Source organism: Luteibacter sp. HA06 (genome assembly GCF_054061215.1).
Window position 1 is genome coordinate 858,427 of sequence record NZ_JBSSDZ010000001.1, and the last position, 22,297, is coordinate 880,723.

At 64.9% G+C, this 22,297-nt stretch carries 17 protein-coding genes and 1 riboswitch; of the genes, 8 read left to right on the forward strand and 9 right to left on the reverse strand.

Features of this window, described 5'->3' with window-relative positions; genetic code table 11:
* Window positions 1-65 precede the first annotated feature (65 nt).
* Together ACVWWJ_RS03755 and ACVWWJ_RS03760 are read right to left on the reverse strand one after the other, a co-directional pair.
* Window positions 66-1,109, reverse strand: coding sequence for an aldose epimerase family protein (locus ACVWWJ_RS03755; protein ID WP_456966816.1), 1,044 nt, complete (start codon window positions 1,107-1,109; stop codon window positions 66-68).
* A gap of 27 nt (window positions 1,110-1,136) precedes the next feature.
* Window positions 1,137-2,354, reverse strand: coding sequence for a XylR family transcriptional regulator (locus ACVWWJ_RS03760; protein WP_456966817.1), 1,218 nt, complete (start codon window positions 2,352-2,354; stop codon window positions 1,137-1,139).
* Window positions 2,355-2,469: 115 nt separating this feature from the next.
* Here ACVWWJ_RS03760 and xylA point away from each other — a divergent pair, with 115 nt between their 5' ends.
* The 6 genes from xylA (at window position 2,470) to ACVWWJ_RS03790 (ending at window position 9,650) form a co-directional block, all read left to right on the forward strand.
* Window positions 2,470-3,786 (forward strand): xylose isomerase, encoded by a 1,317-nt coding sequence (gene xylA / locus ACVWWJ_RS03765; RefSeq protein WP_456966818.1) that lies wholly within the window; start codon window positions 2,470-2,472, stop codon window positions 3,784-3,786.
* A gap of 13 nt (window positions 3,787-3,799) precedes the next feature.
* Window positions 3,800-5,305, forward strand: coding sequence for a xylulokinase (xylB, locus tag ACVWWJ_RS03770; protein ID WP_456966819.1), 1,506 nt, complete (start codon window positions 3,800-3,802; stop codon window positions 5,303-5,305).
* Between the two features lie 29 nt (window positions 5,306-5,334).
* Window positions 5,335-6,348: a D-xylose ABC transporter substrate-binding protein gene (gene xylF / locus ACVWWJ_RS03775; RefSeq protein WP_456966820.1), complete on the forward strand. Its 1,014-nt coding sequence runs from the start codon at window positions 5,335-5,337 to the stop codon at window positions 6,346-6,348.
* A gap of 71 nt (window positions 6,349-6,419) precedes the next feature.
* Window positions 6,420-7,967 carry a xylose ABC transporter ATP-binding protein gene (locus tag ACVWWJ_RS03780; RefSeq protein WP_456966821.1) on the forward strand — a complete coding sequence of 516 codons (1,548 nt, stop codon included), beginning with the start codon at window positions 6,420-6,422 and terminating at the stop codon, window positions 7,965-7,967.
* A 41-nt stretch (window positions 7,968-8,008) separates the two neighbouring features.
* Window positions 8,009-9,154 (forward strand): sugar ABC transporter permease, encoded by a 1,146-nt coding sequence (locus tag ACVWWJ_RS03785; RefSeq protein ID WP_159889928.1) that lies wholly within the window; start codon window positions 8,009-8,011, stop codon window positions 9,152-9,154.
* 118 nt (window positions 9,155-9,272) lie between these two features.
* Window positions 9,273-9,650, forward strand: coding sequence for a TIGR03067 domain-containing protein (locus ACVWWJ_RS03790; protein WP_456966822.1), 378 nt, complete (start codon window positions 9,273-9,275; stop codon window positions 9,648-9,650).
* A gap of 81 nt (window positions 9,651-9,731) precedes the next feature.
* On the opposite strand, the gene ACVWWJ_RS03795 is transcribed toward ACVWWJ_RS03790, so the two are convergent.
* From ACVWWJ_RS03795 to metE, 4 genes are all read right to left on the reverse strand, one after another.
* Window positions 9,732-10,259 carry a DUF4142 domain-containing protein gene (locus ACVWWJ_RS03795; protein WP_456966823.1) on the reverse strand — a complete coding sequence of 176 codons (528 nt, stop codon included), beginning with the start codon at window positions 10,257-10,259 and terminating at the stop codon, window positions 9,732-9,734.
* A 121-nt stretch (window positions 10,260-10,380) separates the two neighbouring features.
* Window positions 10,381-11,316, reverse strand: a complete 936-nt coding sequence (locus ACVWWJ_RS03800; RefSeq protein WP_456966824.1) for an alpha/beta fold hydrolase — start codon at window positions 11,314-11,316, stop codon at window positions 10,381-10,383.
* 157 nt (window positions 11,317-11,473) lie between these two features.
* A complete protein-coding gene (metK, locus tag ACVWWJ_RS03805; RefSeq protein ID WP_159889936.1) occupies window positions 11,474-12,694 on the reverse strand; it encodes a methionine adenosyltransferase in 1,221 nt (406 codons plus the stop codon).
* A gap of 339 nt (window positions 12,695-13,033) precedes the next feature.
* The gene (metE, locus tag ACVWWJ_RS03810) at window positions 13,034-15,325 is read right to left on the reverse strand and encodes a 5-methyltetrahydropteroyltriglutamate--homocysteine S-methyltransferase (RefSeq protein WP_159889938.1); all 2,292 of its coding nucleotides are present in this window, start codon (window positions 15,323-15,325) and stop codon (window positions 13,034-13,036) included.
* Between the two features lie 213 nt (window positions 15,326-15,538).
* A riboswitch (cobalamin riboswitch) is annotated at window positions 15,539-15,757 on the reverse strand.
* A gap of 90 nt (window positions 15,758-15,847) precedes the next feature.
* On the opposite strand from metE, the gene ACVWWJ_RS03815 reads away from it, so the two are divergent.
* Window positions 15,848-17,137 carry a glycosyltransferase gene (locus ACVWWJ_RS03815; RefSeq protein WP_456966825.1) on the forward strand — a complete coding sequence of 430 codons (1,290 nt, stop codon included), beginning with the start codon at window positions 15,848-15,850 and terminating at the stop codon, window positions 17,135-17,137.
* 33 nt (window positions 17,138-17,170) lie between these two features.
* Here the strand turns inward: ACVWWJ_RS03815 and ACVWWJ_RS03820 are convergent, their stop codons facing one another.
* From ACVWWJ_RS03820 to ACVWWJ_RS03830, 3 genes are all read right to left on the reverse strand, one after another.
* The gene (locus tag ACVWWJ_RS03820; protein WP_456966826.1) at window positions 17,171-17,983 is read right to left on the reverse strand and encodes an SDR family NAD(P)-dependent oxidoreductase; all 813 of its coding nucleotides are present in this window, start codon (window positions 17,981-17,983) and stop codon (window positions 17,171-17,173) included.
* A gap of 51 nt (window positions 17,984-18,034) precedes the next feature.
* Window positions 18,035-18,460 carry a MarR family winged helix-turn-helix transcriptional regulator gene (locus tag ACVWWJ_RS03825; protein ID WP_159889984.1) on the reverse strand — a complete coding sequence of 142 codons (426 nt, stop codon included), beginning with the start codon at window positions 18,458-18,460 and terminating at the stop codon, window positions 18,035-18,037.
* 71 nt (window positions 18,461-18,531) lie between these two features.
* On the reverse strand, window positions 18,532-19,512 hold the full coding sequence (locus ACVWWJ_RS03830; protein ID WP_456966827.1) for an aldo/keto reductase: 981 nt from the start codon (window positions 19,510-19,512) through the stop codon (window positions 18,532-18,534).
* 649 nt (window positions 19,513-20,161) lie between these two features.
* Here ACVWWJ_RS03830 and fusA point away from each other — a divergent pair.
* Complete coding sequence (gene fusA / locus ACVWWJ_RS03835) at window positions 20,162-22,237, forward strand: elongation factor G (RefSeq protein WP_456966828.1); 2,076 nt, start codon at window positions 20,162-20,164, stop codon at window positions 22,235-22,237.
* Window positions 22,238-22,297 lie beyond the last annotated feature (60 nt).

Genomic DNA, 22,297 nt, shown 5'->3' on the forward strand with positions numbered 1-22,297 from the left:
TCCGAGTCATGTGGGTGCAGCGGGCCCCCCATCGCCGGCATAGCCGGCTCCCACACAAAGCAATATCAGGCGGTATCGACGCGGTAGCGTGTGTGCTGGCGCCAGGTGACGCCGGGTCGCAGGATCGCACCCTCGGATTCCGGGCTGTTGATCTGGTCGGGGAAGGCCTGGGCCTCAAGCGCGAAGCCGGCGAAAGGCCCGTAGGGGTCGGGGCCCCGGCTGGGCTGACCGGTGAGCTTCTGGCCGCTGTAGAACTGCAGCCCCGGGCGATCCGTCTCAAGCGTCAGGCGACGACCGCTGGATGGCTCGGTGACGACCGCGACCGTTCGGAGCGCGGAGCCCGTCGGGCCGCGTGGGATGTAACAGTGGTCGAAGCCGCCAACGAGCCGCAGCTGAGGGTCGGGCCAGTGCAGCCGTGAACCGATAGGTGCGGCCTCACGGAAGTCGAACGCCGTACCGGCCACATGCTGACGGCCGACCGGAATCGCACCGGCATCGATAGCGAGGAACTCATCCGCGTCGATCCGGATCACATGGTCGCGGATATCCGGACGACGGTCGTTGAGGTTGAAATACGGGTGTGCCGTAAGGCTGAGCGGCGTCGGGGCGTCCGACGTGGCGGTGTAGTGCAGGTCCAGCGTGCCGTCGTCGTCGAAGCGGCAGCGAAGCTCGACGCGTACCTCACCGGGAAAGCCGCCGTCTCCCTCGGGCGAGACCAGGCGCATCACCAGCGAGTCACCCTCCGGCTCCACGTCCCAGCGCTGCAGGTGGAAGCCGTGCGGTCCGCCGTGCAGATGGTTACCACCATCGTTGCGGTCCACTTTGTAGTCGATGCCGTCCAGGCGGAAACGACCACCGCGAATCCGATTGGCCCAGCGACCGACCACGGCGCCCATGTACGCATTCGAGTCGAGGTACTGCTGCGCCGTCGCGTGGCCGAGCAGCACCTCTCCCATGCGGCCCTGGCGATCGGGCGATTGCCACGAAAGCAGGGTGCTACCGAGATCGGCGATATCGACCTGCGCATCGCGCGCGTTGCGCAGGGTCCAGCGGTGAAGCGGTCGGCCGTCGGGAAGCTGGCCCCAGGCGGTGGCATTGGATACAGGCATGGATGAAGCGGTCCCTGCGGGCAACGGTCAGGTTGCCGCCGTCTTGCGATGGAGGTCGAGGTATTGGCGCGGCGTGCAGTCGTACTCGCGCCGGAATACCGCATACATGTATTGCAGCGAGGTGAAGCCACAGCGCAGCGCGATGTCGGCGAGCGGTACATCCGAATTGGCGATCAGGTCGCACGCGGTATCGAGCTTGTGCGTGAGGATCACCTGGTGCACGGTCTGCTTGAGCTCGCGCTTGAAGTGTTCTTCCAGCACCGTGCGCGAGACGCCGACATAATCGGCCACCTGTTCGGTCTTGATGCCAAGGCAACCGTACTGGCGGATATAGTGGCTGGCGCGCATCACGTGCGGGCTGCGAATCGGGTGGAACTTGCTCGACGCCTGCACGTTGATACCGACCGGCGGCACGAGCACGCGGGTGCCGGCGCAATCCATGCCGCGCAGCATCTGGTGCAGCAGGTGGGCCGCGGTGCGGCCCATTTCCTCCGCGCCCTGGATCACCGACGTAAGCGGTATGCGCGTCAGCAACTGGGCCATCGGGTCGTTGTCGATGCCAACGATGGCGATCTGTTCCGGCACGGCGATACCGCCCATGACACACGCCTGCAGCAACTGACGGGCGCGCGCATCGGTGACCGCCACGATGCCAATCGGCTTGGGCAGTTCGGCCAGCCAGCTGACCAGTTCCTCTACGGCCTGGCCCCAGCCGCCGGCGCTGGTCGGCGAGCCCTGGTAAACAAGCCCTTCGACCGATTCTTCTTCCACGATGGCGCGGAACGCGTGCTCGCGCTCGTGCGCCCAGCGGCTGGTCGGGTGCGGAGGCAGCCCGTAGAAGGCGAACCGGGTGAGTCCCTGCTCGATCAGGTGGTCGTAAGCGAGGCGGATCAGCCGGGCGTTGTCAGTCGCGATGTACGGCACTTCGGCCGGATAGTTGGCCGGGTCGTGGTAGGACCCCCCTACCGCGACAACAGGGATATGCAGGTCGCTCAGGGTCTCCGGCGCCTCGGGATCGTCGAAGTCGGCAATAACGCCGTCGCCCCGGAACTGGTGGATGTCGCGCATACGGCTGCGGAAGTCCTCTTCCATGAAGAGGTCCCATTCCACACGGGTGCTATTGAGGTAATGCCCAATGCCGGCGATGACCTGGCGGTCATAAACCTTGTTCGCGTTGAAAAGCAGGGCGATGCGATGGGGTGCCATGGGCGTGGAAATTACCACGCCATGCGTTAAATCGGTCATGACGCACCGCGGCAAAGAAAACCACGGGAACGGCAAGAGAAATCGCAATTGCGCCGGATGCCTCGTGATCGTCAGGATCGTTGGGATTCGTCCCCACGTTCGTCAAGGAATTGTTATGTCGTACTTTTCCAACATCCCCAAGATCGCCTTCGAAGGCGCCGGTTCCGAGAACCCGCTGGCGTTCCATCACTACGACGCCAAAAAGCAGGTCTTGGGCAAGAGCATGGCCGAGCACCTCCGCCTGGCCGTTTGCTACTGGCACACCTTCGTCTGGCCGGGCTCGGACGTCTTTGGCGCCGGTACCTTCGATCGCCCCTGGCACACCGCCGGCGACCCGATGGAAAAAGCCCGCGAAAAAGCCGATTCCGCGTTCGATTTCTTCAGCCGCCTGGGCACGCCGTTCTACACCTTCCATGACACCGACGTAGCTCCGGAAGGCGCCAACCTCGCCGAGTACAAGAACAACTTCGCCGCCATGGTCGACGTGCTCGAGAAGAAGCAGGCCGAGACCGGCGTGAAGCTGCTCTGGGGCACGGCCAACGTGTTCAGCAACCCGCGTTACGCCGCCGGCGCCGCGACCAACCCCCAGCCGGAAGTGTTCGCCTACGCGGCGACCCAGGTACGCCACGCCATGGAAGCCACGCACCGCCTCGGCGGCGCGAACTACGTGCTCTGGGGTGGCCGCGAAGGCTACGAGACCCTGCTCAACACCGATCTCAAGCGCGAGCGCAACCAGCTCGGCCGCTTCTTCCAGATGGTGGTGGAGCACAAGCACAAGCTCGGCTTCAAGGGCACGATCCTGATCGAACCCAAGCCGCAGGAACCGACCAAGCACCAGTACGACTACGACAGCGCCACGGTCTATGGCTTCCTCAAGGACTTCGGTCTCGAGAACGAGGTCAAGACCAACCTCGAAGCCAACCACGCCACGCTCGCCGGCCACTCGTTCCAGCACGAGGTCGCGACCTCGATCGCGCTGGGCCTGTTCGGCTCGATCGACGCCAACCGCGGCGATCCGCAGAACGGCTGGGACACCGACCAGTTCCCGAACAGCGTCGAAGAGCTGACCCTCGTCACCTACGAGATCCTCAAGGCCGGCGGTTTCACCACCGGTGGCTACAACTTCGACACCAAGGTCCGTCGCCAGAGCAGCGCGCCGGAAGATCTCTTCCACGGCCACATCGGCGCGATCGACGCGCTGGCGCTCAGCCTGGAACGCGCCGCGAAGATGATCGAGCGCGACGCCCTGGCCGACTTCAAGGCCAAGCGCTACGCCGGTTGGGACGCCGACTTCGGCAGCAAGATCCTGCAGGGTGGCTTCACACTGGCTTCGCTGGCGGACGAGGCACTCTCCCGCGACATCCACCCGAAGCATGTCTCGGGCGGGCAGGAGTTGCTCGAAAACATCGTGAACCGCTATATCTATGGGTGATATGAGACCCGACATGGAAGCTTCGGCACGGTTGTACCTCGGTATCGACCTCGGCACCTCCTCCGTCAAGGCGGTGCTCGTCGACGACGCGGGAGAGGTGCGCGCGAGCGCCACCAGCCCGCTCGAGGTATCCCATCCCAGGCCGCGCTGGTCCGAGCAGGATCCCGCGACCTGGTGGTCGGCGACCGAAGCCGCCGTTACGGAAGTCCTCAAGGGAACCGATGCCCGCCGCGTGGCGGCCATCGGTCTCTCCGGACAGATGCACGGCGCCACACTGCTGGATAAGTCCGACAACATCCTGCGGCCGGCGATCCTCTGGAACGACGGTCGTTCGGACGTCGAATGTGCCGAGCTGGAAAAGGTCCCCGGTTTCCGCGAGATCACCGGAAATCTCGCCATGCCCGGCTTCACCGCGCCGAAGCTGGCGTGGGTGCGCAAGCACGAGCCCGAGCTGTTCGCCAAGGTCGCAAAGGTGCTGCTGCCGAAGGATTACCTGCGTCTCCTGCTCACCGGCGAGTACATGACCGACGCCTCCGACGCCGCCGGCACGCTCTGGCTGGATGTCGCAAAGCGCCAGTGGAGCGACGCGATGCTCGCGGCCACAGGGCTGGACCGTTCCCACATGCCGCAGGTGTTCGAGGGCAGTCAGCCCGCCGGCCGGTTGCGCAAGGAGTTGGCGGACCGTTGGGGCATGGACACCGTGCCGGTGGCGGCAGGCGGCGGCGACAACGCCGCGGGCGCTGTCGGCGTCGGCATCGTTCGTGATGGCCAGGCCATGCTCTCGCTCGGCACCTCGGGTGTGTATTTCGCCGTGTCCGACGGCTTCCGTTCGAGCCCCGAGCAGGCCGTGCACAGCTTCTGCCACGCCTTGCCCGACACCTGGCACCTGATGTCGGTGATGCTCAATGCAGCCAGTTGCCTGGATTTCACCGCGCGGCTGACCGGCCAGAAAGACGTGCCGGCCTTACTCGCCGAGGCGGAGGCCCGTGGGCTGAAGCCCGATGGTCCGATGTTCCTGCCGTACCTCACCGGCGAGCGCACACCGCACAACGACGCCCACGCACGTGGATCCTTCACGGGGCTGGGTCCGGAGACGGACCGCGCGGATCTCGCCAACGCCACGCTGGAAGGTGTCGGCCTCGGACTCCTTGACGGCCTGCTCGCGGTGGAATCCACCGGCCTGGTCGCCGAGGAGATCACCGTGATCGGTGGCGGCTCGCGCAGCGCCTACTGGATCGCGATGCTGGCTGACATTCTCGGCAAACGCCTGATCCTGCGTAGCGGGGGAGAGGTTGGCCCGGCCCTCGGTGCGGCCCGCCTGGCGCATCTTGCGGTAGACCCGCAGGCCACGCTGGAAGCGGTTTGCCCGATGCCCGCCATCACGGCCACGTACGAGCCCGATGCAGCGCGTCATGCTTATTTCCTGCAAACGCGCCACCCTCTGTTCCGCCGTACCTACGAACAGTTGAAGTCCCTGACTACCGACGCCGTTCACGGCGACGATTTCCGCCCCTCCTGAGGGGCGATTACACACACACGGAGATAAGCATGAAGCAGAAGGCTCTATACACGGTGCTGGCCGTAACCATGGCCGCCGCTGGCGTTTTCGCCGCCCCGCAGGCGCATGCAAGCAAGGAAAAGCCGGTCATCGGTTTCTCCATCGACGATCTGCGCGTCGAGCGTTGGACGAAGGACCGCGACTACTTCAAGGCTGCCGTCGAAGCCAAGGGCGGCACCATCTCGGTGCAGTCCGCCGACGCCAATGAGCAGAAGCAGATCCAGCAGATCGAGAACCTGATCTCGCGCAAGGTCGACGTCATCGTCATCGTGCCGTTCAACGCCAAGACGCTCACCACCGTGGTCGCCGAAGCGAAGAAGGCCGGTATCAAGGTCATCTCGTATGACCGCCTGATCCTCAATGCCGACGTCGACGCGTACATCTCGTTCGATAACGACAAGGTCGGCCAGATGCAGGCGCAGGGCGTGGTCAACGCCGCACCGAAGGGCAATTACTTCCTGCTCGGCGGCGCCCCGACCGACAACAACGCGAAGATCCTTCGCGAAGGCCAGATGAAGGTCCTCAAGCCACTGGTCGACAAGGGTGACATCAAGATCGTCGGCCAGCAGTGGACCAACGAGTGGCTTGCCTCGAATGCCCAGTCGATCATTGAGAACGCGCTCACCGCGAACAAGAACAACATCCAGGGTATCGTCGCCTCGAACGACGGCACCGCCGGCGGCGCCATCGCCGCGCTGACCGGCCAGAAGCTGGCTGGCAAGGTTGCCGTGTCGGGCCAGGATGCGGATCTCGCCGCGATCAAGCGCATCAAGGCCGGCACGCAGACCATGACGGTCTATAAGCCGATCAAGACCATCGCCACCGATGCCGCCAACCTGGCCATCGACCTTGCCCAGGGCAAGACGCCGCAGTTCACCTCGAAGATGAACAACGGCAAGGGTGACATCAACACGATCCTGCTCACCCCGACCCTGCTGACCAAGCAGAACGTCGACCTCGTGGTGAAGGACGGCTTCTACAGCCAGGCCCAGGTCGGCCAGTAAGCCAGCGTTAGGCGTAAGATCGACGACGCCCCGCCGCATGGCGGGGCGTCGTCCTGCTAAAGGAAATATTGGTGAGCGAATACCTGTTCGAGATGCGCAATATCGTCAAGGAATTTTCCGGCGTGCGCGCGCTCAATGGCATCGATCTGGCTGTCCGGCCGGGCGAGTGCGTTGGCCTGTGCGGCGAAAATGGCGCCGGCAAGTCGACCCTGATGAAAGTCCTTTCCGGCGTGTACCCCTACGGTACCTGGGAAGGCGAGATTCTTTTCGACGGCAAGCCCCTGCGCGCGGCTTCCGTGCGCGACAGCGAAGCCGCCGGCATCGTCATCATCCACCAGGAGCTGATGCTGGTTCCCCAGCTCTCCGTCGCCGAAAACATCTTCCTCGGCAACGAGATCCGCAAGTTCGGCGGTGTGATGGACTATGACGCGATGTATGCAAAGGCCGATGCCTTGCTTGCGCGTCTGAAGCTGCGCGACGTGAACGTGGCCGCCCCGGTGTCCAACTATGGCGGTGGCTATCAGCAGCTGTTCGAGATCGCCAAGGCGCTGGCCAAGAATGCGCGCCTCCTGATCCTCGACGAACCCTCGTCGTCGCTGACATCGTCGGAAACCGATACGCTGCTGGCGATCATCGAGGACCTGAAGAAAGACGGCGTGGCCTGCGTCTACATCTCGCACAAGCTCGAGGAAGTGGCGCGCGTCTGCGATACGGTCACTGTCATTCGCGACGGCAAGCACATTGTCACCAAGCCGATGAGCGAGATGACCACGCACACGATCATCACGGCGATGGTCGGCCGCGATATCGAGAACCTGTTCCCGAAGGTGGACCACGATATCGGCGAGGTGATCTTCGAGGCGAAACACGTCACCTGCTGGGATCTCGTCAACCCGAACCGCAAGCGCGTCGACGACATCTCGTTCGAGATTCGTCGCGGCGAAATCCTCGGCATAGCCGGCCTGGTCGGTGCGGGTCGTACTGAACTGGTGTCGGCCATCTTCGGTGCCTATCCGGGCCGCTACGAGGCTGAGCTGGTCCTCGAAGGCAAGCCCATCAAGATCAAGAATCCCGAGCAGGCGATCAAGGCCGGGCTTTCGCTGGTGCCCGAAGATCGCAAACGCCAGGGCATCGTTCCGCTGCTGGGCGTGGGTGACAACATCACCCTGGCCACATTGTCCCATTACGCGCACGCCGGCCAGATCGATCGCCAAGCCGAGCTGCAGGTGGTCGACACCGAGATCAAGCGTCTGCGCGTCAAGACAGCCAGCCCGGAACTCGCCATCTCGGGCCTGTCGGGCGGCAACCAGCAGAAGGCCGTGCTGACCAAGATGTTGCTGCCAGGACCGAAGGTGCTGATCCTCGACGAACCCACGCGCGGCGTCGATGTCGGCTCCAAGTACGACATCTACAAGCTGATGTTCGAACTGGCGGCCAAGGGCGTCGCGATCATCATGGTGTCCTCGGAAATGCCCGAGGTGCTGGGCGTGAGCGATCGCGTCCTGGTGGTCGGCGAAGGTAAGCTGCGCGGCGACTTCAAGAACGTTGGCCTGACGCAGGAGCAGGTGCTCGCCGCCGCTATCTCGCATGCCGCCGAGGGGCCCGCACACGCGGCCTGATCCTTACTTAAACTATTCACGCGTTACCAGGAAGCTCCTCCATGCAGTCGCAGCAAATCCAGCAACTGTTCGTCCGTTACAAGATCCTCGCGCTGCTCATCGCCGTTGCGATTATCTGGGTGTTCTTTCACATCAAGACCGATGCGGCCTTCATTACCCCGGGCAACCTCTCCAACCTGTTCCGACAGATGGCCATCACCGGCATGCTTGCCTGCGGCATGGTGTTCGTCATCATCGCTGGCGAAATCGACCTGTCGATCGGCTCGCAGCTCGGTCTGCTCGGTGGCGTGGTCGCCATCCTCACCGTGAACCAGGGCTGGGGTACGTGGCCCGCGATCGGAGCGGTGCTGGTGCTCGGCATGCTGATCGGTGCGGTGAACGGTTACATCGTCACCAAGATGCGCGTGCCCTCGTTCATCGTAGGCCTGGGCGGCATGCTCGCCTTCCGCGGTATCGTGCTTTTCATCACCGGTAGCTCGACCATCGCGCCGGCTCCGGACAACCTCATCGCGATCGGTCAGGGTTTCGTACCGCCGAGCGTTTCCGTGTGGATAGGTGGCCTGATCTTCCTGGCCATGGTTGCGCTAACTGCCCGCCGTCGCGTCCGCCGCGCCAGGCTCGGCCTTCAGCAGGCGGCGCTGTGGATCGACATCGCCAAGATCGTTGCCATCGGCCTCTTCATCTTCGGCTTCGTCCGCATGCTCAACGACGCCAACGGCATCCCGATTCCGGTGATGATCCTGCTTGGCCTGCTCGCCGTGTTCACCTACGTTTCCACGCAGACCGTGTTTGGTCGCCACATCTACGCCGTTGGCGGCAACATGGAGGCCACGCGCCTTTCCGGTGTGAATGTGGCACGCGTCAAGCTGGTCGTGTTCGCCATCATGGGCCTGATGTGCGCCTTCGCCGGCATCATCACCGTCGCGCGCACCGGCTCGGGTTCACCCTCGGCCGGTACCGGCGGCGAGCTGGACGCCATCTCGGCCTGCTTCATCGGCGGCACCTCCATGCGCGGCGGCTCGGGCACGGTCTACGGTGCGCTGATCGGCGCGCTGGTCATGGCCAGCCTCGACAGCGGCATGCAGCTGATGGACGTCGACAACTCCTGGCAGATGATCATCAAGGGCGTGATCCTCGTCCTCGCCGTTTGGGTGGACGTGCTCTCGGGTTCCAACCGCAACGGCTGATTTCTCGCTAAAAGCATCGCCGCTGAAGCGGCTCCCACGCAAAGCGAAATCGGTCGCTCTTTGTGGGAGCCGATTCATCGGCGATGGGTGCTAGCGAAAAAACCTTCAAGGAAGAACCATGAACGACTTGCAAAACCTCCAGGGCACCTGGACCCAAACCCGCTTCGAAGAAAACGGCGTGATCAACCCGCCGGATATTCATGGCGGTAATGGCGCGATCACCACGATCATGGGCGACACCTTCGCCGTCCATCTGCCCGACGGCACGCTTTTACTCGCCGGGCGTTTCATCATCGACCCCACCACCACCCCACGCTCGATTACGTGGATCGACAGCATGGGCGACGACGCCGGTAAGCAACTGCCGGCGAGTTACGTACTGGAAGGCGATTCGTTCGTCTTCATCGCAGCCGATGAAGGCATGTCGCGGCCGACGGAGTTCGTCACTTCGCCGGGGCTGACGTTGCGTGGGTTCGTTCGCCACGCCGCCGGGTAGTCATCGCCGCTGAAGCGACTCCCACACACAGCGGAGCCCGCGTCCTGTGGGAGCCGCTTCAGCGGCGATGGGTGCTGGCGATCACTTCCCGCTATTCAAAGCCCGAGCCATCTTCAGATGATCCTTAAGCGTCGGTAGCGTCTTCGTAGCAAACGCCTGCAGCTCCTTGTTCGAACCCTTCTCCGCCTCGACCTCGAAGATCGCGACGGCCTTCTGGTGGTCGGCAACCATCACCTTCGCGAACTCCTTGTCGAAGGCCGCGCCGTGAAGCATCTGCAGCGCGTTGATGTCCTTCTGGTTCGCCGGCGGCGGCTGCTCGGCGGTGGCGTAGCCGCGGTCGCCCGCAGCGAGCGTCTTCAACTCTTCGCCTGCCTTGGTGTGGTCGGCAATGATCTGCTTCGCGAAGGTCTTGACCTTGTCAGAGCCAGCATGGGTATCGGCCAGCTTGGCCGCTTCTATTTCCGCGAGGCCAGCGCCGCTGGCGTTGGTGACGAAGCCGGCGTCGGTCGGCGTGCCACCCTTCGAATCGGTGTGCTGGGCGAAGGCTGCCAGGGGCACGGCGGCGACAAGGAAGGCAGTGGCCATGAGGCGGGGCAGGGTGCGTGACATGGTGGCTCTCCTTTGAAGAGATCCAGATGTCGCACCCGGCCCATGAAATGGTCGTGACCGAAAGGTTGCGTTGGCCGCAAAGGTTGGTGGCGCAGCCCGTGCGGGGATACTCACGGCTGACTCAATTCGCTGTCGAGCCGACGACCGGCTTACCGTCGACGAAACTCCGTATGGCCGCAACCGTGGCGTCAGTCGCCTCCTCCATCAGCCAATGCCCCGCACCCGGAATCACCAACCCCGTGACATTGCCCGCTGCATTGCGCATCACGATGGCTTCGTTAGGCCCGAACGATTTCTCCCCACCAATGGCCAGGACTGGCATGGGCAGCTTTGTCGCCAACGATGCCTGATTGATCTCGGCGTCCTGCCGAATGGCGCGGAACTGCGAAAACGCCGAATGCATCGCGCCCGGGCGGGCATAGATCTCGGCGTAGTGTCGTCGGGTGCCCTCGTCGACCTTGCTCGGGTCGCCGGCGAACTCGTTCCAGAATCGATCCAGGTAGATGCGCTCGCGTCCGGCGACCAAGCGCTCCATGTCTGGACCGCCGAAATCGAAGTGCCACAGCAACGGGGAGCGCACGATCTGGTCCCAGGGCGGGATGCCGGGAACGGGCGCATCCATCACGACGAGGCGCTCGGTCTTGTCGGGATAACGGGCAGCGTAGGCGTAGGCCACCATGGTGCCGATATCGTGACCGACGACCACGGCCCGGTCGATGCCGAGCTTGGTGAGGACGGCGCGGACGTCGCCCGCCTGGGTCCTCTTGTCGTATCCGCCGTCCGGATGTGACGACAGGCCCATGCCCCTCAGATCGGGCACGACCACGGTGTGGTCCCGGACCAGGTTCTCGGCCAGCGGCTCCCACATGTCACCGGTGTCGCCGAAGCCGTGCAGCAACACGACGGCCGGTCCTTTGCCGCCCACGCGAACATGGATCGTGGCACCGTCGGTAGGAATGTCCTGGACGCGGAAGCTGGCGGGATAGGGTCGGACATCGGCTATCGCTGGCAGGCTGAGTGCAGCGAGTAGCGCCGCGGCGCATAGAAAACGAACCATCGGTTTGCCCCCTGGCGGATTTAGTGCACTGTGCCACAGGCTGGGTACCGTTGGCGTGGGATCGCCGATGACTCGGCTCCCACAGAAGAGCTGGCACGGTGAAACGAAAACGGGCGCCGTAAAGGCGCCCGCTTCTTGTCACGTAGCGATGGACCGCTTACTTCGCGCGAACAGCCTTCGCACCAAGACCGGCTGCATCGCGCAGGATCTCGGCCTTGTCGGTCTTCTCCCACGAGAACGCCGTGAACGTGTTGCCGTTCTTGTCGGTCATTTCGTAGGGCTTGCGGCCGAAGTGGCCGTTCGAGGCGGTCTGCTGGTACATCGGGTGAACCAGGTCGAGCATCTTGATGATGCCGAACGGGCGCAGGTCGAAGTGCTTGCGGATCAGCTTCTCGATCTTCTCGTCGGCAATCTTGCCGGTGCCGAAGGTGGTCACCGAGATCGAGGTCGGCTCGGCGACGCCGATGGCGTAGCTGACCTGGATTTCGCAACGGTCGGCGAGGCCGGCCGCGACGATGTTCTTGGCGACGTAACGCGCGGCGTAGGCAGCCGAACGATCGACCTTGGACGGATCCTTACCCGAGAACGCGCCACCACCGTGACGGGCCCAGCCGCCGTAGGTGTCGACGATGATCTTGCGGCCGGTCAGGCCGCAATCGCCCACCGGCCCACCGATGACGAACTTGCCGGTCGGGTTGATGTGGAACTTGGTGCCCTTGTGCAGGAGCTTCGCCGGCAGCACGGGCTTGAGGATCAGCTCGCGCACGCCTTCGATAAGGTCCTTCTGCTTCACGTCCGGATCGTGCTGGGTCGAGAGCACGACGGCATCGATGGCAACGGCAACGCCATCTTCGTAACGCAGGGTGACCTGGCTCTTGGCATCCGGGCGCAGCCACGACAGCGGCGAATTCTTCTTCTTGCGGACCTTGGTCTGCTGCTCGACGAGACGGTGGGCGTAGTGAATCGCCGCCGGCATGTATTCGGTGGTCTCGTTGGTCGCATAGCCGAACATCAGGCCCTGGTCGCCAGCGCCCTGTTCTTCCGGCTTCTTGCGGTCCACGCCCTGGTTGATGTCCGGGGACTGCTTGCCGATGAGGTTCAGCACGCCGCACGTCTCGCCGTCGAAGCCGACTTCGGAGGAGTTGTAGCCGATGTCGAGGATGACCTTGCGGGTCAGCGCTTCGAGGTCGATCCAGGCGCTGGTGGTGATTTCACCCGCGACGATGGCGACGCCGGTCTTCACCAGCGTCTCGCAGGCCACGCGAGCGCGCGGGTCCTGGGCCAGGATGGCGTCCAGCACGGCGTCGGAGATCTGGTCGGCGATTTTGTCCGGATGGCCTTCGGAGACCGACTCGGAGGTGAAGAGGAAGTTGCTCATCGTGGGTATATATCCTTCTTTACGGATAAAGAGATAAATGGGGGCGCGCCATGATACACGGCCTTCGCCGGGTTTGCAGGGGGAAGGGTACGCCCGGGTAGTGACGATTGCATGGATGTTCAGGCGCTGGGGTGGGGCCGGGGTGGCAATAACTGTGGGAGCCGCTTCGGCGGCGATGCCCGGCGCTGGCCAGGCTTGGGGGCTCGGAGCAAGCACCCATCGCCGCTGAAGCGGCTCCCACAGGGAAATCAGGCCACAAATGATCAGGCCACAAATGATCAGGCCAGACATGATCAGACCAGACATGATCAGGCCAGAGACGATCAGCGCGGAGGCGGCTCAGGCCACCGCGGCCAGGCGCTCCCGGGCGGCTTTTGCCACCGCCACCATGCCTTTCAGGGCCGCGGATACCTCCGGCCAGCCGCGGGTCTTCAGGCCGCAGTCCGGGTTGACCCAGAGCTGGTCGGGACGGAGGACCTGAAGGGCCCGGGCCAGCAGATCGGCCATTTCGACCTCGGTCGGCACGCGGGGCGAGTGGATGTCGTAGACGCCGGGGCCAATACCGTTGGGGTACTGAAAGCGTGTGAAGGCGTCCAGCAGCTCCATGCGTGACCGGCTGGTCTCGATCGAGATGACGTCCGCATCCATCGCGGCGACGGCCTCGATGATGTCGTTGAACTCCGAGTAGCACATGTGGGTGTGTACCTGGGTCGCATCGCTCACGCCGCCGGCGGTGATGCGGAAGGCATCGACTGCCCAGGCAAGATACGCATCCCAGTCGGCGCGACGCAGGGGCAGGCCTTCGCGGAGCGCCGGCTCGTCGATCTGGACGATGCCGATGCCAGCCTTCTCGAGATCGTGCACTTCGTCGCGCAGGGCAAGGGCGATCTGCCGGCAGACCTCGGAGCGCGCGAGGTCGTCGCGCACGAAGGACCACTGCAGCATCGTCACCGGGCCGGTGAGCATGCCCTTCATGGGCCGGTCGGTGAGGGACTGCGCATAGGCCGACCACGCCACCGTCATCGGATTGGGACGTGCGACATCGCCGTAGATGATCGGCGGCTTGACGCAGCGTGAGCCGTAGCTCTGCACCCAGCCGAGCGAGGTGAACGCATAGCCATCCAGTTGCTCGCCGAAGTACTCGACCATGTCGTTGCGCTCGGGCTCGCCGTGCACCAGCACATCGATGCCGGCCTCCTCCTGGAAGCGCACGACGCGACGCACCTCATCGCGGAGAATGCCCGCGTAGGCGTCGTCGTCAAGCTTGCCCGAGCGATGCGCGGCGCGGGCAATACGCAGGTCGTTGGTCTGCGGGAACGAACCGATGGTCGTCGTCGGCAGGTCGGGCAGGTCGAAACGCTCACGTTGCACGGCGGCGCGGAAGGCGAAGCCGGAGCGACGCTGGCCGAACTGCGGGGTGAGCTGGCGAACGCGGGCACGCACGTCCGCACGTACCACGTCGCCCGAGCTCTGGCGGCTGGCGACGATGTCGTGCTGGCGGGTCAGTGTCTTTCGTGCAGCCTCACTGCCGGCGACGGCGTCGGCGTAGCGGCGCAGCTCGGCGATCTTCTGCCGGGCGAACGACAGCCACTCCGCCAGATGGGCAGGCAGGTGTTTCTCTTCGGACACGTCGATCGGTACGTGCAGCAGGGAGCACGAGGTGGAGAGCCACAGGCGGTCGTGGCCGAGGCGGGCAAGAAGCCGGTCCACGCGCGGGAGGATGGTCGCCGGATCGCTCAGCCAGATGTTGCGACCGTCGAGCACGCCGGCCGACAGCACCCGGTCGGCCGGCAGGGCGTCGAGAACGGCATCCAACTGGCCGGGGGCACGGGCGAGATCGACATGAAGGCCGGCGACAGGAAGCGATGTGGCCAGTTCGAGGTTGGCGCCGAGCTCACCGAAGTAGGTGGCCAGCAGCACGCGGACCCGGCCGTGCGTGGCGACGGCAGCGTACGCGCGGCGGAAGGCCTCGCGCCAGTCGGCATCCAGGTCGAGCACGAGGGTGGGCTCGTCGACTTGCAGCCAATCGGCGCCCGCATCCGCCAGGGCGTCGACGACGCCAAGCCACGCCGGAAGCAGCCGATCGAGCAGGGCAAGCGGGTCGCTGCCGTCGATGGTCTTGGCCAGGCGCAGGAAGCTCACCGGTCCCAGCAGCACGGGGCGCGCGGCATGGCCGGCCGCGACCGCTTCGCGATATTCGGCGACGACCTTTTCAGGCCGCGCGGCGAAGGACTGCCCGGCTTCGAGTTCCGGCACGATGTAGTGGTAGTTCGTATCGAACCACTTGGTCATTTCCATCGCGTGCAGGTCGACGTCGCCGTCCTGATGGCCACGTGCCATGGCGAAGTAGCCGGTGAGAGCATCGCGATCGGCGAGCGCGCGGTAGCGCGTCGGGATGGCGTCGACCAGGACGGCCGCGTCGAGTACATGGTCGTACAACGAGAAGTCGTTGACGGGGACGCTGTCGGCGCCCGCGTCGCGGGCGAGTTTCCAGTGGCGGTGGCGCAGTTCACGCGCGACGGCGAGCAGCTCGTCGGCACGGGTCTCTCCCTTCCAGTGGCTTTCGAGGGCGCGCTTGAGTTCGCGGCGCCGGCCAATGCGGGGGAAGCCCGGGTAGGTTACGTGTGGCATGGATGATTCCTCTTCGTGGCAAAGAGGAGGGAAGGGCGGCTGGACACGAACGCACGCGCGCCACCGCGACCGGGCGCGGCAGGCAGGAGCACGTCATGTGGCTAGCCGTCGACCTTCGCCCCCGCGGGCGAACCGGATGAGCACCCCTTGCGAGGAACAGCCCTCGCCAGGCGGTCATCCAGGTCGGACGGAGCATTCGCGCCCATGACGGCGCGTGCGTTCCGGTCGGCGGCAGGTCTTCGGGCTCGTGGATGTGGCACCGGATTGGTGCCGCCTTGCTCGTCGCTTCCCGGATCGCCATCGATCCAGTGCCTGTGACGGACTCGTCTCCATATACCGCTGCGGGGCAGCGCCGGATTCTCACCGGCTTCCCTCTTAGCTTTATCTTTCTATTCGCATAAAGAGATAAAGACCGCTGACCGGCGGAAAATTAGCCGTATGGACGCCCAAAGTCAATCGACGGCGATGCGTCGTCTCCACATCCGCCCAGCGAGGATGTGCCTCCACCCCAGGGAGCGCGCCATGAGCGAAAGGCACATCGTGATGGCGACCGTCGGATCGCAGGGTGACCTGTTTCCTTTTCTCGCCGTGGGGCGGGAACTGCGCGAACGCGGGTATCGCATCACGATCGGTGCCCACGGTATCCATCGCGACGCCGTGGCGGAGGCCGGTCTGGACTTTGTGCTGGCCAGTGGCATCGCCGAGCCCGAAGACAAAGCCGCTTTCGCCGCCCGCGCGTTTCATCCCTGGCGCGGACCGCGCTTCGTCGTGCGTGACCTTGCCGCGGCCGATGTCGCCGACAGCTATGCGGCGCTGGCCCCTGTTTGCGCCGATGCCGATGCGATCGTGACCTCCACACTCGCCTTCGCCGGGCAGATTCTTGGCGAGACGCGACGGATCACGTGGCTGTCGGCGGCGCTGTCGCCTGCGGTGTTCCTGTCGGCGTTCGATCCCCCGGCCACGGGCATCGACCGGCTGGACGCGTTCTTTCGTTCGTCGCCCCGCCGTGGTGCCTGGGTACGGCGTATCAGCGAGACGGTCACCTCACCCTGGACGAAAGCCGTGCGCCGCTTCCGGCAGTCGCTCGGACTGGCGCCGGTGTCGGTCTGGGGCGATCCTTTCCACCGGGGCCAGCACGCGCGCGACGGGGTGTTGGCCATGTACTCGCCTCTGTTGGGGCGGCCGCCGCAAGATGCGCCTGCGCACAGCGTGGTCACCGGATACTGCCGCTACACGCCGTCGGGCGACATGCTGCCGTCGGCATTGCATGGCTTCCTCGACGCCGGGGAAGCGCCGTTGGTGTTCTCGCTGGGCTCGGCGGCGGTACATGCCGGCGAGAGCTTTCTTCGCGAAAGCATGTCGGTTGCGGCAGCGCTAGGTCGACGGGCCGTACTGCTCACCGGCTCGCCCGAGATGCGTGCACGGCTGCCTGCCGTGCTTCCGGACGGGACCTTCGCTGCGGAATATGCGCCGCACGGCGCTTTGTTCGGGCGCGCCGCGGCTGTCGTGCACCACGGTGGCATCGGAACGACGCAGGAGGCCTTGCGCGCCGGCTGCCCCGAACTCGTGGTGCCCCACGGTTTCGATCAGCCGGACAACGCGGCGCGCGTGGTCCGGCTCGGTGTGGGCGATGTGTTGCCGGCATCGCGTTATCGCGCCGGCGTTGCCGCCGAGAAACTACGTGCGCTGTTGATGGATGAAGCCGTCGCGTCGAGAGCCCAGCGCGCAGCGGCGGTGATTCGGGCGGAAAACGGTGCGCGCGTCGCCGCAGACATCATCGAACAAGCCATCGCCCGCCGCCGCACCATGTAAGAGCCGATGAATCGGCTCTTACATGGCAGAGGTTTACGCAGTCACCGCCGCCTTGACGCCATACCGCGACGCCGGTACCGACTTCGACAACTCCGGGAACAACGCACGACGTGCCGCTTCCAGCCCATCGACGAGGGCCGCTGTCTCCACGGAAGGAATCGTCACCAGCTCGCCCGCATCGAAGCCGGCCAGCGAAGCGTCGACCATGTCCTCGGCACTCATTACCCAGTCCGTCGGCAGGTTTTCCACGGCCGAGCCTGCGACAGGCCAGAAGTCAGTAGCGGTGGCGCCGGGAAGTACGGCCTGAACCTTGATGCCCTTGTCGGCAAGTTCGTGGTGCATCGACTGGCTGAGGGCCAGCATGAAAGCCTTGCTGCCGCCGTAGACGCCATTGAGCAACTCCGGAGCAATCGCGACGATGGAGGCGATGTTGATGACGGTTCCCTTGCCGCGAGCGACGAAGCCCGGCACGGCCTGGTAGGCGAGGCGCGTCGGTGCGGTCACGTTGAGGGCGATGAGATCGGTCATCTTCGCGATATCCGCCTGAAGCAGCGGCGCTGTCGCGCCGACGCCGGCGTTGTTCACCAGGAGCGTGAGTTCCGACGTATCCGCAATGACTTTCTCGACGACGCGCAGGTCCGCGTCGAGCGTCAGGTCGGCGGCGACGATGCGAACGCTCCGGCCGGTTTCGGTCGTGATGTGTTTCGCGAGCGCGTCGAGCTTGTCCTTGCTACGTGCGACAAGGACGAGGTCGTAGCCGCGGTGTGCAAGGCGGTCTGCGTAGACGGCGCCGATGCCGGAGGAGGCACCCGTAACGAGTGCGGTGCCGAGGGTGTTGTTGCTCATGACGTCGATTCCTGATTTATGTGTGTATGCACAATAGAGCGTAAAAAAAGGTCAGCCCATCTGTCCCATGCGATGAAAGGCGTCGCGCGCCGCCTCGGCGGCAGATTCGCCTCCAAACTTCGAGACGAACTCGGCCTGGGCCTTGGCCCACAGTTCTCCGGCGTGCGCTGACTTGGCCACGCCGGCGGGAGTGAGCATGTAGACGTTCTGGCGCGGGTCGTCCGCCGATGCCGCCACGGCGACGAAACCGTCGCGCTGCAAGGGCTTCAGTGCGCGAACCAGACTCGTCCGGTCCATGACCATCTCCTCGGCAAGTTCACGCATGCCGATACCCGGCAGATCTTCGAGTACGACGAGGATCGAGAACTGTGAGCTCGTCAGACCGCTGGGCGCCAGATGGCGTTCGTACGATCGCGTCAGTGCCCGAGCCGCCTGACGGGCGGCGAAGCAGTTGCAGAAGTCGTTGCGGCTGGCCATGGGCGGAGCATGCTCGTGCATACGCACATATGTCAAGTCTCAGAATCGGCTCCTGCAACAGCGGGCGGACCTTAGTCGAAGCCCGCTATGGGATGTGGCGCGTAGGCGTTTTCCAGCGTCGCGGTCTCTTCGGGCGAAAGCACCAGATCGATGGCCGCGACGGCGTCGTCGAGGTGATGGGGTTTGGAAGCGCCAACGATGGGGGCAGTCACGCCGGAACGGTGCGCCACCCACGACAACGCGACCTGGGCGCGCGGAACGCCGCGCTCTTCAGCCACCTTCTTCACGGCCTCGACAATCGCCCGGTCCGAATCTTCGGTCGCGTTGTACAGCGTGCGCCCGAAGACATCACTCTCCTGCCGCGTGCTGCTTTCGTCCCAGTCGCGGGTGAGGCGGCCGCGGGCAAGCGGGCTCCATGGCAGCACCGCGATGCGCTGGTCTTCGCAGAACGGAATCATCTCGCGCTCTTCCTCGCGCTGGAGCAGGTTGTAGTGGTCCTGCATGCTGACGAATTCGGTCCAGCCATGCAGGCGCGAGGTGTAGACCATCTTCGCGAACTGCCAGGCATACATGGACGAGGCGCCGAGGTAACGCACCTTGCCGGCCTTGACCAGGTCGTGGAGGGCTTCCAGCGTTTCTTCGACCGGCGTGGTGTGATCCGCACGGTGGATCTGGAGCAGGTCGATGTAGTCGGTGCCGAGCCGCGCCAGGCTGTCGTCCACCGAATGGAAGATCGCCTTGCGTGAGAGACCACCGCCATTGGGACCCTTGCGCCAGTGGAAGAAAGTCTTCGTAGCGATGACGACTTCATCGCGTCGCGCGAAATCCTTCAGCGCGCGGCCGACGATCTCCTCCGATGTGCCATCCGAATAAGCGTTGGCGGTGTCGAAGAAGTTGATGCCCAGGTCGAGCGCCTTTCGAATGAAAGGGCGGCTTGCTTCCTCGTCCATCGTCCAGGCATGGTTGCCGCGGTCGGGCACGCCGTAGGTCATGCAGCCCAGGACCAGCGGGGAGATATCGAGGCCGGTGCGGCCGAGTTTCACGTAGCGCATGGGGGAACTCCGGTGAGGGACTGCGGGAAGTGTGAGCCTTTAAACGAATGGGGAAAATGAAAGTTCTTCAATTTCACGTTCTCGTTTCGGCGCTGGACGCCTATCGCCGCTGAAGCGGCTCCCACATCACGCCTCACGTACCCGGCAGGTCCCGGCTGGTTGTGGGAGCCGCTTCAGCGGCGATGCTCTCCCCCGGCAAGCATCCCCAACAAGCATCCCCCTTGAAATGACTCGTACCATCCCTAACTAAGGGCCCAGCGAAGACGCAACGCCCTTGCCGGCCCTCACCGGCAGGGCGTAGCATCTCCCACTCACCAAGAGAGCCCAGCCATGTTCCGCTGCAAGCATGATTTGATGTACGTCACACCGATCGCCCCTTGGGCGCGTCGCGGGTGCGCGCGTCCCATGCCTGGCGGAGTGTCGTTCACGTAACGACACCCCGGCCTCGAAGAACACGACGAGCACCCGCGAGGGTGCTTTTTTTTGTCTTTTTTCTGCAATTCCTTACCGGAGCAGCGTGCCATGAAGAACAGCCGCGACCCTCGATCCTGACCGTCCTGCTCAGCCAGGGGCGGCGGCAACAGGATCGGGGAGTGCCTCGCTCGACGTACGTATCGAGCCCCTGGCGACCCATCAGGAACCGTTAGCCATGAGTACCACCCCGCGCGACACCAGCATTCCCGTCAGCCACTGGCGCAACCTCGGCATCATTGCGCACGTCGATGCCGGCAAGACCACGCTCACCGAACGCCTGCTCTATAAGACCGGCACGATCCATCGCACCGGCGAAGTGCACGACGGCGCCACCACCACCGATCACATGGAACTCGAACGCGAGCGTGGCATCACGATCGGTGCTGCGGCCGTGCGCGCGAACTGGACGCCTGACGGCGGGCAGCCTCATCGCCTTACCCTCATCGACACCCCCGGCCATATCGATTTTGCGATCGAGGTGGAGCGTTCGCTGCGCGTGCTCGACGGCGCGGTCACGGTGTTCTCCGGCGTGGCCGGCGTGCAGCCGCAATCGGAAACCGTCTGGCACCAGGCGCGTCGCCACGGCGTCCCGTTGATGGCTTTCATCAACAAGATGGATCGTCCCGGTGCGGACTTCGACGCCGTGGTCGCGCAGATGCGCGAGAAGCTCGGTGCGAATCCGTGGGTCGTCGCGCGCCCGATCGTCGAGGGCGAACACATGACCGGTCTGGTCGACCTCGTCAGCGAGCGCATCTGGCGCTTCGACGATGCGGGCATGCCGACGATCCACGCCTGGGACGACGCGGAACGCGCGGCCCATGCGGAAGCGCGCGCCGAACTCGTGGCCGCCGTGGCAGATCGTGACGAGGTACTGGCCGAACTGTGGCTCGCCGATCAACCGATCGACGCGGTCACGCTCACGGCCGCGCTACGTCGCGGCACCCTGGCGCGTGCCGGCTCGCCGGTGCTGCCGGGCTCGGCGTTCCGCAACGTCGGTATCGAACCGCTGCTCGACGCTTTCGTCGCCTACCTGCCGTCGCCGCTCGATCGCCCCGCGGTGATCGCGCACACGGAAGACGGTGACGTCACGGTTGCGCCCGACGCGAACGCGCCGCTCGCCGCGCTGGTCTTCAAGGTGGTCAACCAGGCGCATGGCCCGCTGGCCTTCGTGCGCGTGTACTCCGGTCGTCTGCATGTGGGCGACGCGGTGTGGCGTAGCGGTACGGACCGTGTCCAGCGCGTCGGCCGCCTGGCCGTCGTGCGCGCCGAAGATACCGACGCGGTCGACGCCGCGGAGGCGGGCGACATCGTCGCGATCGCAGGCTGGAAGGACGTCGCGACCGGCGAAACGCTGGCCGACTCGCATCACCCGATGCGCCTGGAAACCATCCAGGCACAACCGGCGGTGTTGTCGTGGCGGCTGTCGCCGGAACGCTCGGCGGACCTGCTAAAGCTCGGCAACGGGCTGGCGCGCCTGGCGCAGGAGGATCCGTCCTTCCGCGTAGGCACCGATCCGGACACCGGCGAGACGCTGGTCTGGGGCATGGGCGAACTCCATCTGGAAGTGATGGTGGAACGCCTTCGTCGCGAATGGGGTGTGCAGGTGCGCACGGGTTCGCCGCGCGTGGCCTACCAGGAGACCCCCGCCTCGGCGTCGGGTCCGGTGGAAGGCAAGGTTGCCAAGCAGACGGGCGGCAGTGGCCAGTACGCACGCGTGGTGCTTTCGGTCACCCCGACGGGCGAGGAGACGAACCGCTTCGAGGACAAGACCACGGGCGGCGTGATCCCGAAGCAGTTCCAGCCGGCGGTGGAGAAGGGTGCGTTGTCGGCCCTGCTCGAAGGTCCCCGCGGTTATCCCGTGGTCGGTGCCCATGTGGTGGTCACCGATGGCCAGGCGCATGCGGTGGACTCCAACGAGATGGCGTTCCATCGTGCCGCGCAGGTGGGTGTGAAGGCGGCGCTGGAGGCGACCGGTACGGTCTTGCTGGAGCCGGTGATGCGGGTGTCGGTGAGCTCGCCGGGTTCGGCGGTGGGCGATCTGCTGGGCGACCTGCAGCGTCGCGGCGGCCAGATCGTGAACCTTGCCGACACGCAGGAACGCACGGAGATCGAAGCCGACGTTCCGCTCGCCCAGCTCGAAGGCTACAGCACGGCATTGCGCTCGCTGAGCCAGGGCCGTGCCTCGGCCACGGTGGCCTTCCACGCGTATCGCCCGGCGGCGGTGCAGGAGGCATCCCGCCGCACCGCTTAAAGAGCTGTCGTAGGAGCCGATTCATCGGCGAAAAGCCAACGGAGCGGTGAAGCCATATGC